Raw genomic sequence first — 12,022 nt, 5'->3', positions numbered from 1 at the left:
TTACTTTGCCTGCAGTGAAAGCGGATTCTACCCCATGGCATGGCAAGGGTTTATGGCTATACTAAGTACATACACAAAATTGCTATCAATCGTAAAGGGCATATGGAAGAAAATAATAACTTTTCTCATGTTTTAGATGCGCACTCCGATGTTCTGCTGGATGAACATGTGGGCGAAGTGGCCGAACAGGAAGTTCAAGGTTTAGCAGGAGAGCAGGAATGGGAGGAGCGCGAAGGGCGAAATAAACTGCGCCGCGTCGAAGGTCTGGGCGAGCTTCAAGATATTACGGAAGTGGAATACCGTAAAGTTCGTTTGGAACGCGTGGTACTCGTCGGCGTGTGGTCCAGCCAAGAAACCACTCTGGCTCAGGCGGAAGAATCTTTGCGAGAGCTAGCGGCTCTAGCACGCACCGCCGGTGCGGAAGTTATGGATGGCGTTTTGCAGCATCGATCGAGGCCGGATAAAGCCACGTATATCGGTTCGGGTAAGGCGAAGGAAGTAGCGGGCATCGTTGCAGCCACCGAGGCGGATACGATTATCGTCGATGCCGATTTGCCGCCAAGCCAGCGTCGTGCTTTGGAAGATGTGACTAAGGTACACGTGGTGGATCGCACGGCTGTAATTTTGGATATTTTCGCGCAGCATGCCACCAGTCGTGAGGGTAAAGCTCAAGTGGAGCTGGCACAGATGGAATATATGCTTCCGCGTTTGCGTGGTTGGGGTGGATCCTTATCCCGTCAGGCAGGTGGTCAGGCTGCCGGTCAGGCCGGTGGTATTGGTTCGCGTGGTCCAGGTGAAACCAAAATTGAGTTGGACCGTCGTGTCATTCGCACGCGTATGGCGAAACTGCGCCGCCAAATTGCACAGATGGCGCCTGCACGTGAGGTTAAGCGTGGTTCTCGTCGGCGTCAAGGTTTGCCGACCGTGGCCGTCGTGGGCTATACCAACGCGGGCAAATCTTCGCTGATCAATCGATTAACAGGCTCGAGCGAGTTGGTAGAAAACGCGTTGTTTGCCACCTTGGATACGGCCGTGCGCGGCACCAAAACGGACGAAGGCCGCAGCTTTATGTATGTGGATACTGTGGGCTTTGTGCGCAAACTTCCGACTCAGCTTATCGAGGCTTTTAAATCCACCTTGGAAGAAGTGGCGGATTCTCAGGTGATCGTACACGTGGTGGATGCTTCTCATCCGGATCCCTTCTCGCAGATTGATGCCGTAAATGCTGTCTTGGAGGACATCGACTCCATAGCACATATGCCTACGGTTATCGTTTTCAATAAAATCGACCGTATCGATGAGCAGGCCTTGGAACGATTAAAAAATCTGGTTCCGGATGCATATTTTGTCTCGGCTGCAACGGGAGAGGGCTTGGCGGAGCTGAATGCACATGTGCAGTCCCTACTTCCGCGTCCGGATGTGCATGTTGAAGCCTTGATTCCCTTTACGTTTGGTAACTTGATTTCGCAAGTGCGCGAGCAAGGAAAGATTGAAAGCATCGAGTATACCGAAAAAGGCATTCAGATTTCCTGCGAAGTAGACAGCGCTTTGGCATCCGCGTTGTTGAAGGCGGAGCAGAGCGTCCAGCTCGAGGTATAACGGCGCTAAAGGCACAAGTTCTACGTTTGTGTGGTGCTGTGAAGGTGGGTTTTTATGTACATAAAATCCCGCCTGAATGCCGTATAGCATTGTGAGCGAATTCACGGTTTAAGACACTGTGAACGCTTTGTTTCGTAGAGTGGTTTCGCTAATCTTGATAGTGAAATGATTCCTCTATGGATACTTATTTCCACTATGAAAATCCAGGAAAGAAGGGTTCAATAATGGCAGTTTCGCCAGTAAAGCCAACTAAGCTCGCTATCGTAGGTGCAGGTGCTGTTGGTTCCACTATTGCATTCGCAGCAGCTCAGCGTGGTATCGCACGCGAAATCGTACTTGAAGATATCAATATCAAGCGTGTAGAAGCTGAAGTTCTCGATATGCAGCACGGCTCTAGCTTCTATCCAACCGTGTCTATCAGTGGTTCGGATGATCCTGAAATTTGCCGCGATGCCGATGTAGTTGTTATTACTGCAGGAGCACGTCAGCAGCCAGGTCAGTCTCGACTTGAGCTTGCCGGTGCAACCATTAACATTATGAAGTCTATTATTCCAAATCTTGTGAAGGTAGCTCCTAATGCAATTTATATTCTCGTAACCAATCCTGTGGATGTAGTAACTCAGGTAGCTTTGAAGCTTTCTGGTCTGCCAGCAAACCAGATGTTTGGTTCTGGTACCAACCTTGATTCTGCTCGTCTGCGCTTCCTTATTGCTGAGCAGACTGGTGTCAACGTCAAGAATGTTCACGCATACATTGCCGGTGAGCACGGTGACTCTGAAGTAGCTTTGTGGTCCTCTGCAACCATCGGTGGTGTACCTATGCTGGAGTGGAAGGAACTTGAAGGTCACGCTCCTTTGACTGCTGAAGTGCGCGAGCAGATTCACCAGGATGTGAAGAACGCTGCATACAAGATTATTGAAGGTAAGGGTGCTACCAACTACGCAATTGGTATGTCTGCCGTCGATATCGTAGAGTCCATTCTCAAGGATTCTAACCGCATTCTTCCAGTTTCTTCTTTGCTGGGCGACTTCCACGGCATTTCTAATGTCTGCATGTCTGTGCCAAGCGTTTTGAACCGTGAAGGTGTGGATACGCGTTTGAACACGCCATTGAATGACGTAGAGCTTGCTGCTTTGACGCGTTCTGCTGAGACTTTGCGTGCATCTGCTGCAGAGTTTGGCTTCTAGCTTGAATTTTATCGACTAGTTGAGCGCTGGTCGAGATGATAAAGGTGAGGTATGCATACCTCACCTTTTTTGTTTTTTGATGTGGCAAGGGTTTGAATGGTCGTGACCGCTGGAAACCTGCTAATCGCTAAAATAATAAGAGATGATTGTAGCTCTGAGGTGATTCGAGGTTGAGCATGATGGGGCACTTAGGATTTTCATATGTGGGCTTATGCTTTTTGCTTTTACTTTTTTTTCCCGAATATTCTTTGGCTAAAGTTTCAGCCGAGCAATTACTCGGCGAAGAACGAAAATCGTGTGTTGCTCACCCTAGAGCGCCTCGGGCAGGTGATGGTCACTGTGAGTGTGCTAATCTTTGACAATTTTAACCTGAAAGTCTGGTCCGCATGGAGCTGGTGGCTTGTGGCGGCCGCTGTGTGTATGCTGCTCTATGAGTTGTGGTGGATACGCTATTTTCGTAGCGAGAAGACTCTTGCCGATTTCTACAGTGGCTTTTTGGGGATTCCGCTGCGGTGGCAACGCTACCTGTGATGGCTTTTTTCTTGCTGGGCGTTTATGGGAAGGTGGTATGGTTGCTTATTTCGAGCGTCGTCCTTGGAATCGGACATATCGGCATACATGTCCAGCATTATCAGGAGCTTAATAACACTGAAAAATAACAGCTGAGGATACTTTGCGAGATGAATTGTCATAAGTATCCTGGGCTGTCGTCTTCATCTCTACGTTAACGATGAAGAAATATCTAATCTAAATTTTTCTCAACACTGTCACGACTTTACCCATGATGCTCGCATAAGTTCCGTCGATAGGTGAGTAGGCTGGATTGTGCGGAATGAGCCACACGTGCCCTTTTTCTTTTCTAAATGTCTTCACGGTGGCCTCGTCGTCCAGCAGGGCTGCCACAATATCGCCATTCTCAGCCGTGGATTGCTCACGGACCACGACAAAATCGCCGTCGCAAATAGCGGCATCAATCATGGAATCACCGTGAACTTCCAGCATAAAGAGATTTCCTTCTCCGGTAAGTCGCTGTGGGAGCCGCATTACATCATCGATATGCTGATCTGCTGTAATAGGCGTACCAGCGGCAATGCGACCAACCAAGGGAATATCATGCGACTGAGCAATGGAGTCGCTGTCCTCATTGCTGGCAAATCGTGAGCTAGGGAAAGCATAGATTTTCGCAGGATGTGCCTGTGTGTCCACATCTGAAGATCTCGCTACCGATGTGGTGGATTCTTGTGCACTAGAAATATCACGTGGAGACGTCACAGTGCGCTGAATTTCCGGCTTTATAGGATCGATGAGCTCAATGGCTCGACCTTTGCCTGCGTTGACTTTGAGAAGACCGAGCTCCGTTAATGTATGCAATTGATGCTTGACGGATGATGTGCTTTTAAGCCCCACAAGTTCACCAATTTCGCGCAATGTTGGCGCAAAACCATGATCCTGTATATGCATACGGATAGCTTCATAGACCTGATACTGACGCGCAGATTTTATCCCGAGTTGCGCCGCCTTGTGTGCATCGAACTCAGTTTGTGCCGGTTTCTCCGGTATGGTGCTCATACGTATCCTTCCGTAGCTTGTTATAACTCTATCGTGAATATTCCGTAAAAGCAAACAGATGTTCGAAAAACATGTTGAATTAGTCGAACATATGTGCGATGATTAGAACATACGTTCGATAGAACAAATGTTCGAAAAGGGAAATGCTTTGACTGCTTTATCTCACACCCAACGTGAGATGACTGTTAGGTAGCAAGGCGAGGATTGAAGGTTCTCAAGAGAAGGGGATTGCGATGGTAGAACAATATGTGAAGCACGGGGATGTTCAGCATGGATATGTTCAGCACAGCGGAGCAATGGAAGCGGGTGCGTCTGAGCGGCGTGCAACGAAACAACGCTCCGTTGTGCAGAAGAGCAGAGTTAAGTTGTGGGTAGGTATTCTATCTGCAATCGCTCTTCTTGCATTTGTTATTATTCCTAGTGCTACCGCTCAGTCAGAGCCACCTGAAACTGTCAGCTACACAGTGCAGCCACATCAGACCCTGTGGGATTATGCATCTGAAGTTACGCCTGCGGGTGGTGATATTTACGATACGATGGAGCAGATTAAGCAGCTGAATCATATGGATACGGATCAGCTTATTACTGGTCAAACCCTGCTTGTTCCACAGGAATAGGCAATGATATTCTTGACTATATGCATTGTCCTTTTTGCCAAAGTTTAGATACAAAAGTTATAGATACGCGAGTAAGTGAAGACGGTTACTCCATTCGTCGCCGCCGTGAGTGTACCGTATGCTCAAAAAGATTTACTACGCAGGAATCCATGGTGCTCACCGTTGTGAAGCGTGACGGTAATTCAGAGCCTTTCAATCGAGACAAAGTCGTTTCGGGTGTGCGCAAAGCATGTAAGGGGAGGCCAATCGATGAAGAAGCGCTCAAGCAACTAGGAATTCAGGTGGAGCGTGAATTGCGCGCTCGAGGTGTGGCAGAGGTCAAAGCAGAAGAAGTAGGCCTAGCTATACTCGAGCCACTGCGCAAGCTAGATGAAGTCGCTTATATGCGCTTTGCGTCAGTTTATCAACATTTCAATACGCTTGAAGATTATTCACGCGCTATAGATGCGTTGAAAGAAGCGCGCGAGAAATAGAACAATATACTGTTTTTGTAAGCCCTGCACAATACGCTGTGTAGGGCTTTTTTGTATATATGCGTTTCGGGGATAAGTATTAATCGCACAGATTCGTCATGATAGAGCTAAATACCTCGGATCCTTTCGAGTCACCTATTTGTCTTGCAGTCCGCATAATAAGATGACACCGCAGAGTTGCGAAATTTTATGAGCAGAACCTCAGAAAGCGCATAGGAAGCTTTAAAAATCGTTAAAGATTATCTTCAAAGATTAACGAGGAAAATTTGCATATTTTAGAGGTTTGAGCAGAGCAAAATCCATGAAAAATGCCAAAGAAGGCCTCTAGAAGTCTTTATTTACACGGAGTGTCACATAATCATCACAAGTCTGGGGGGGGGGGTAGCGTAAATAGCAAACATCTCCAAGGGAGTGAGGGTAATCCTAACGAGAGAGGGAAGGGTATGTCCAATAAATGGGCAAAGGTGGTAGTCACTATCGCCATTATCACTTTCATGGCATCGCCAGTTATCGCGATGATTCCGTCACAGGCGGCGGATTATTCAGCTATGACTTCTTCTGCTCTCGATACTGATTTTGTAGGGAATGTATACTTTTCGGATTCACAGAGGAATCATGAAATTAAAGGTCGTATGAACTTTGATGAATTTAATCAAGCTGACGATGCAACTCAAGATTTCGATTCCGTTGTTGACTCTGACCATAACTACATTTCACACACAACCATGGATGCTCTTTCATTGACGAGGAGCATAACCACTAAGACTTTACAAGGCATTGGGGTTGAGGAATTTCAAAGTCTTGTTTAGAAATTTCCATTTACTCAATTGAAAAATTGAATAAGAGAATGAATAAGGAAAGAAGGGAAAATGGCAACACATGCAAAGCATGCTGAAGAAAAAGAGAACGTTCTTGGTCGTGCTCTTGGAATGACTTCAGCTGGCATTGGTGTAGCAACAGCAGCTGTAGCGCTCGGTACTGTTGGTATGGCAATGGCTGCGGAAAATGCTGATACAACACCAGTAGCAGATGACACACAGGTAGTTACTGCACCTGAGACCACTACCGATGAGACTGCAGCTCCTGAGTCTAATGACGAAGTTCAGCCAACAGTCGAAGAGCAGAATGCTGCTGATGAACAGCATGCTCAGGAAGACGAAGCAAATGCAGATCAGAAGGACACTGAAGCTGCAGATGTAAAGCAGAACGAAGTGGATCCAGCCAAGGACAACATGGACAAGGCTGCAGATGCTGTTAAGGACGCTCAGGAGACAGCTGACAAGGCTGACCAGAACGTTAAGGATGCTGAGAATGCTCCAAGCGTCATCGATGAACAAAATGACAAGATTCAGAAGGCGCTTGAGGATGCAGACAAAGCAAAGGCTGATGTTGCTGATGCTGATGCTGCTGTCAAGGATGCTCAGGATACAGCTGATAAGTCTGATGCTGATGTTGATGCTGCTCAGAAGGCACTCGATGCTGCTAAGGCTGCTTTGGGTAATAACACCGATTTCAGTCTCAAGGGATACGTTGAGTATCTCAAGCAGAATGCAGCCGATGAGCATGAAGCAAATCATTACAATCAGCTCCTCAAGCTTATCGAGCAGTATGAAAAGGCATACCCAAGTGCTGATGCTTCTGATCCTCGTAATGCAAGCTCGAATGAGATGCTCAATGAGGCATTGTCTCTTTATCAGTACCTGAACTTGGCTTACAAGCTGGACTCAACAACACACAAGGAGCTCAAGGTTGATCTCGAAGCTCTGATTCACGAAGTTTATCGTGTGAACGCAAGCGCAAAGAACAACGGTACTAAGTCTTGGAACAGCTCTGGCGAAGTCGAAGATTTGTTCAACAATGCTGCTGGCGATGCAAAAGATATCAACAAGGGTATTGCTGATGACTACTACATGAAAGGTGGTACAGATCAATACGATAACTTGTTGAATAACAACGCAATTGCTATCGCTGCTGGTAAGTACACGGATGCAGACGGCAACGAAAAGGTTGTTACTGGCGTTGCTTACACTACGGTTACCGGTACAGACGCTTACTCTCAGCTGACTGTCTCTGACTTTGTAAAGTCTGTTCAGGCATACAACAAGTTGGTTGAGGATATCAAGACTGCACAGGCAAATCTTGCTGCTGCTCAGGATGCTCAGGCTAAGGCACAGGCTGCTCTTAAGGCAGCTCAGGAGAAGGCAGAAGCTACTAAGGCAGAGGCTGCAAAGACTCTCGATGATGCAGATGCACGTATTGCTGCTGCTCGTGAGGTAATTGCTGATCAGTATGAGTTGCTCTCTCAGAAGGATCTCTTCAAGCTTGAGGCTGCTAAGGCACACCGCGATCTCAACATTGCAATTGCTGATTACAACCAGGCTGAGAACGCATACAATGCTGCACTTGCTAAGTATAACGGTCTTCTTGAAGAGGCTGCTAACTTCCGTGCACATGCTGCAGCTGATCGCCAGGCTATTGCTGATCGAAACAAGGCTGCAGAAGAAGAGCAGAACACCGATGAAGAAACCATTACAAACACAGACGATGCTGTTGTCACAGACGCTGAAGCTGTAGTTGCTGACAATGGCAACGTAGTGGCTGCAACTGAGACCGTTTACGGTTCTGAGCTTGCTAATACTGGTGTAGCTGTAGAAGCCCTAGCTGCTTCCTCCATGGTTGCCTTGATGCTCGGTCTCGGTATGGCTGAGACCAAGCGCCGCAAGCGCATCTAATGTAGATATTATCTACATTTTCACACGCTAAGTTAAAAGAGGTCGAGTTCTTCCTTTGTGGAGGACTCGACCTTCTTTACTACATCTCTGAATTGTATGACAATTTTGTAGGCTATATAAAGTTTTGGGTGGTGTTTCACGATTGTGGACACCACCCAAAACTCTATGTCTAGCAAATGAATTGCGTGAACTATTTCATCACGTGTACGCGTACGGTGCCTGGGATATCCTCCAAGGCCTGGATATCTGCATCGCTCAGGCTTCCTGCAATATCCGTAACCACATAACCCAGCTCACCCTCAGTAGCCAAAGATTGTGCCACAATATTGAGTTCTTGGGCGGATAGTACGTTATTAAGCTTCGCCAAAATACCTGGCAAATTCGTATGCAGATGGCTGATGCGCGTCAGTGGTGTTGTGGCTAAGTATTCGCTATCCAGACGCTGCTTTTTGCCGCGAGCCTCAACATTTAAATTAGGCAAATTCACCGAAAGAGATGTATTGCCTTCGGTCAAATAGTCATACAGTTTATGCGAAACAAATTCGCCGATAGCTTTTTGAGCTTCCAAGGTGGATCCGCCCACATGAGGCGTCAAAATTACATTTGGAATTTCCGTCAAAGGTGTGGAGAACTCATCGCCAGCAGCCTTCGGCTCGGTAGGGAAGACGTCCACGGCTGCGCCGCTCAAATGACCGGACTTGAGATGATTATATAAAGCATTGACATCGATGATGAATCCACGAGAAAGGTTCAAAAATACCGCATCCTGCTTCATCATGCTGAAGTACTGCTCGCCAAAAAGACCCGCATTGGACTTGCGACCGTCCACGTGGATGGTGACAGCATCGGATACGCGCAGCAGCTCTTCCATGGAATTCATGCGCGTAGCATTACCTAAAGCAAGCTTTTCTTCCAAATCGTAAAATACGACATTCATGCCCAAGGCTTCCGCCAAAATAGATACCTGCGAGCCAATGTTTCCATAGCCGATGATGCCGAGGGTCTTACCGCGAACTTCGTGGGACTTCTTTGCAGACTTATCCCACGTGTGGTCACGAATAGACAGCGTATGCTCCGGCACCCTGCGCATCAGAGCAATAATGTCAGAAATCACCAGCTCCACCACGGAACGTGTATTGGAGTAAGGGGCATTAAATACAGCGGTACCATGCTGAGCGGCGTATTCGAGGTCCACTTGATTCGTGCCAATGGAGAAGCAGCCCACAGCGGTTAGATGAGGATTGGCTTCCAAAACGCGTGAAGTCACGTTTGTCTTGGACCTCACACCGAGCAAATCCACATCCTTCAGTGCCGCGATGAGCTCATCTTCATCCAGAGCACCATGCTCCGTTACGACATCAATACCTCGGCTGCGCAAAAAATCGGCAGCATCGGGGTGAATATTTTCTAACAGTAATGCTTTGGTCATGCATCTATCCTATAAAGAAATTCTTTGTTTATCTTCTTCTGTCTGCAAAATGACTAATTTTTGCGTTGGGCGAGTCATCGCCACATACAAATCAGCCGCTGCAGAAAGGCGAGAGGGGCTATTTTGAGAAATCAGTCCCGGTTCACACAATACCACGGCGTCGAACTCCAACCCCTTGACTTCGGTAGGCGTGTAAACAGCCACCTGCGCATCCCACGCTGCCTGAGAGGTTAAACGCTCAAATTCAGAATCCTGAATATCCTCAGAATTCTTCAAAGACAAGCGCAACTGCTTATCCACGGCATCGCGAATCTCGCTATCACAGATAATGGCCACGCGGCCGGAACCATCACGAGAAACAAACTGTGTGGTGAGCTCAATAGTGTGATAAATTGCAGAGTCGATAACAGAATTCAGCGAGGACAGTGTTTTTTGAGTAACGCTGTTCTCGATAGTGCGCACGGCAGACACGGTCGAAATATATAACCCCTCGGAGGCAGCAAATTTACCGGCAATATCGGAAACCTCTTGAGGATTTCGATAATCAATCGTCAGTTCATTCAAATCCCAGCCATCTGTGCCGAAAATGCTATCGAGCATGGTACTCCAATTATGTGTACCTCCCAGAGCTGAGGTTTGTGCCACATCGCCCACGATAGTAAAGGAGCGGGAAGGGCAGCGGCGAATGAGCATGCGCCAATCCATAGCCGTCAATTCCTGAGCTTCATCCACGACGATATGACCATAGGTCCATTCGCGGTCAGAGCCGGCACGCTCTGACAAGGTGAGATCGTCAGAATTATTCATATTTGAGAGCACGGTTTGAGCGGAAACGCCAGAACCCTTCAAACCCATGGACTCCATCATGTCATTGACATAACTTTCATCGGAGGATTGGGAACGGTTGCGTGATTCCTGACGCTGCTGCTCGCGTGGGTCAGGGCCGAGCAATTCGTAAGCCTCATCCAAAAGCGGGATGTCGGAGATGGTAAATGCCGAACCCGATGGTCGTGTCAATGCCTCCACCTGCTCGTCATTCAGCCATGGCGCAAATTGCTTGATGCGACGCGGTTTGGACAGCATATCATTGATCATCCACTGCGCATCCATCGGAAGCCATGCGGTATTCAAGGTGCGGCGTAATGTTTCACTCATGCGAATCGTATTTGTAGCGTTTTCTACCTCGGACGGTTCCGGATCGTAATCGAGCTGCTCGTTAAAACGATTCGTCAGCAATGAAATCATGGCTTTGACGAAGGTATTGCGGGCGATATTGTGTGGCTGATGCGTGCGACGCGCATTGGACTGCGCCTGCTCGATGTCCTCGCGTGTAATTGGTACGCGCACGCCGTTGACCTTGAGCACCGGCAGCTCAGAGGGAATGCGTACGCGCGCAGATACGGCATTTGCTACAGCCTTTGCCATGCGCTTGTCGCCCTTAATGCGCGCAGCAAAAGGATCATCCTCGGCAGACGTCTGAATGCCTGGAATGAGGTTGCCCATAGTACGCGAGATGACGCCCGTTTCGCCCAAGGATGGCAACACCTGATCGATATAATGCAAAAAGGCGGGTGAAGGTCCGACGATGAGCACACCTGAGCGCTGCAAAGTGGAGCGATGCGTATACAGCAGATAAGCAGCGCGATGCAAGGCTACGGCGGTTTTACCTGTACCTGGACCACCTTGAACTACTACAGGACGATTCAGCGGACTACGGATAATGCGGTCCTGCTCGCCTTGAATCGTGGCGACGATATCGGTCATCTTGCCCGTGCGTCGGCTGGAAAGTGAGGCCAGCAAAGCACCTTCACCCGTAAGTGTGCCGGATTGTGAAGCATTCGTCACATAATCCGAGTCCACGTTGAGCACCTCGTCTTCAATGGCCACCACATCGCGGAATTTCAACGTAATATGGCGGCGCATGGCGATATTTCCACGATGCTGTGGAGTTGCCTCATAAAACGGACGCGCGGCTTCTGCACGCCAATCCACCACGATAGCCTCATGGTCCTCGCTTTGCAGGCCGATGCGACCGATGTGAAGTTGTTTATTGTCTTCTGTATCGAGGCGTCCAAAGACAAGGCGATCTTCAACGGAACGCAATTGATACAGTCGGTCTTCATACATTGCAGCAAAGGAGTCGCGCTCCGAACGTTGCGTAGGGGAGCCATGTGCTCCACGACCGCGCACTTCGCTCAGGCGATCTCGCGTTATTTGACGGATTTCATCGAGGCGCGAATAAGCACGATCAACTTTTGACTGCTCTTCGCGGATCTGGTCTGAATAATCGGACACGTGATAATTCCCTTTTTCTAACATAAAAAACTGCCATACAAATGTACTCTGAAGCCTCTACATTTTCAACATTTTCTGAGGGTGAATTTCTTTCCTGCCTTTTCGACGGACCTGCGTTATG

10 protein-coding genes are annotated in these 12,022 nt (G+C 48.2%); 7 read left to right on the top strand and 3 right to left on the bottom strand.

The annotated features are described in order from the left end of the window. Positions 1–102: 102 nt before the first annotated feature. The 3 genes from hflX to D570_RS08860 all read left to right on the top strand — a co-directional run bounded on the left by hflX (position 103) and on the right by D570_RS08860 (position 3,317). Complete coding sequence (gene hflX / locus D570_RS0101780) at positions 103–1,599, top strand: GTPase HflX (protein WP_018142689.1); 1,497 nt, start codon at positions 103–105, stop codon at positions 1,597–1,599. Positions 1,600–1,823: 224 nt separating this feature from the next. Then, entirely contained in the window at positions 1,824–2,786 is a 963-nt protein-coding gene (locus D570_RS0101775) for an L-lactate dehydrogenase (RefSeq protein WP_018142688.1), read from the top strand. A gap of 201 nt (positions 2,787–2,987) precedes the next feature. Continuing rightward, positions 2,988–3,317, top strand: a complete 330-nt coding sequence (locus D570_RS08860) for a hypothetical protein (RefSeq protein ID WP_211204875.1) — start codon at positions 2,988–2,990, stop codon at positions 3,315–3,317. A 216-nt stretch (positions 3,318–3,533) separates the two neighbouring features. Here the strand turns inward: D570_RS08860 and lexA are convergent, their stop codons facing one another. Further along, on the bottom strand, positions 3,534–4,355 hold the full coding sequence (lexA, locus tag D570_RS0101765) for a transcriptional repressor LexA (RefSeq protein WP_018142686.1): 822 nt from the start codon (positions 4,353–4,355) through the stop codon (positions 3,534–3,536). Positions 4,356–4,588: 233 nt separating this feature from the next. On the opposite strand from lexA, the gene D570_RS0101760 reads away from it, so the two are divergent. From D570_RS0101760 to D570_RS0101745, 4 genes are all read left to right on the top strand, one after another. Next, the gene (locus D570_RS0101760) at positions 4,589–4,972 is read left to right on the top strand and encodes a LysM peptidoglycan-binding domain-containing protein (protein WP_018142685.1); all 384 of its coding nucleotides are present in this window, start codon (positions 4,589–4,591) and stop codon (positions 4,970–4,972) included. A gap of 20 nt (positions 4,973–4,992) precedes the next feature. Continuing rightward, on the top strand, positions 4,993–5,445 hold the full coding sequence (gene nrdR, locus D570_RS08195; RefSeq protein ID WP_033376772.1) for a transcriptional regulator NrdR: 453 nt from the start codon (positions 4,993–4,995) through the stop codon (positions 5,443–5,445). A 443-nt stretch (positions 5,446–5,888) separates the two neighbouring features. Continuing rightward, positions 5,889–6,254 (top strand): hypothetical protein, encoded by a 366-nt coding sequence (locus D570_RS0101750; RefSeq protein WP_018142683.1) that lies wholly within the window; start codon positions 5,889–5,891, stop codon positions 6,252–6,254. 60 nt (positions 6,255–6,314) lie between these two features. After that, entirely contained in the window at positions 6,315–8,177 is a 1,863-nt protein-coding gene (locus D570_RS0101745) for a prolipoprotein diacylglyceryl transferase (RefSeq protein ID WP_018142682.1), read from the top strand. A 190-nt stretch (positions 8,178–8,367) separates the two neighbouring features. On the opposite strand, the gene serA is transcribed toward D570_RS0101745, so the two are convergent. Both serA and D570_RS0101735 read right to left on the bottom strand, forming a co-directional pair. Then, positions 8,368–9,606 (bottom strand): phosphoglycerate dehydrogenase, encoded by a 1,239-nt coding sequence (gene serA, locus D570_RS0101740; protein WP_018142681.1) that lies wholly within the window; start codon positions 9,604–9,606, stop codon positions 8,368–8,370. Positions 9,607–9,615: 9 nt separating this feature from the next. After that, positions 9,616–11,901 (bottom strand): HelD family protein, encoded by a 2,286-nt coding sequence (locus D570_RS0101735; protein ID WP_026181774.1) that lies wholly within the window; start codon positions 11,899–11,901, stop codon positions 9,616–9,618. Positions 11,902–12,022 lie beyond the last annotated feature (121 nt).

It is taken from the genome of Alloscardovia criceti DSM 17774 (assembly GCF_000376885.1).
GTDB classification, from domain to species: domain Bacteria; phylum Actinomycetota; class Actinomycetes; order Actinomycetales; family Bifidobacteriaceae; genus Alloscardovia; species Alloscardovia criceti.
The sequence above is the reverse complement of the archived record's forward strand: the minus strand, read 5'-3'. Positions and strand labels throughout refer to the sequence as shown.

Excerpts from the sequence above, each read along its gene's own strand:
- D570_RS08860 (WP_211204875.1), top strand. The coding sequence starts at position 2,988 with ATGTGGGCTTATGCTTTTTGCTTTTACTTTTTTTTCCCGAATATTCTT.
- lexA (WP_018142686.1), bottom strand. The coding sequence starts at position 4,355 with ATGAGCACCATACCGGAGAAACCGGCACAAACTGAGTTCGATGCACAC.
- serA (WP_018142681.1), bottom strand. The coding sequence starts at position 9,606 with ATGACCAAAGCATTACTGTTAGAAAATATTCACCCCGATGCTGCCGAT.
- hflX (WP_018142689.1), top strand. The coding sequence starts at position 103 with ATGGAAGAAAATAATAACTTTTCTCATGTTTTAGATGCGCACTCCGAT.
- D570_RS0101760 (WP_018142685.1), top strand. The coding sequence starts at position 4,589 with ATGGTAGAACAATATGTGAAGCACGGGGATGTTCAGCATGGATATGTT.
- D570_RS0101745 (WP_018142682.1), top strand. The coding sequence starts at position 6,315 with ATGGCAACACATGCAAAGCATGCTGAAGAAAAAGAGAACGTTCTTGGT.
- D570_RS0101775 (WP_018142688.1), top strand. The coding sequence starts at position 1,824 with ATGGCAGTTTCGCCAGTAAAGCCAACTAAGCTCGCTATCGTAGGTGCA.
- D570_RS0101750 (WP_018142683.1), top strand. The coding sequence starts at position 5,889 with ATGTCCAATAAATGGGCAAAGGTGGTAGTCACTATCGCCATTATCACT.
- nrdR (WP_033376772.1), top strand. The coding sequence starts at position 4,993 with ATGCATTGTCCTTTTTGCCAAAGTTTAGATACAAAAGTTATAGATACG.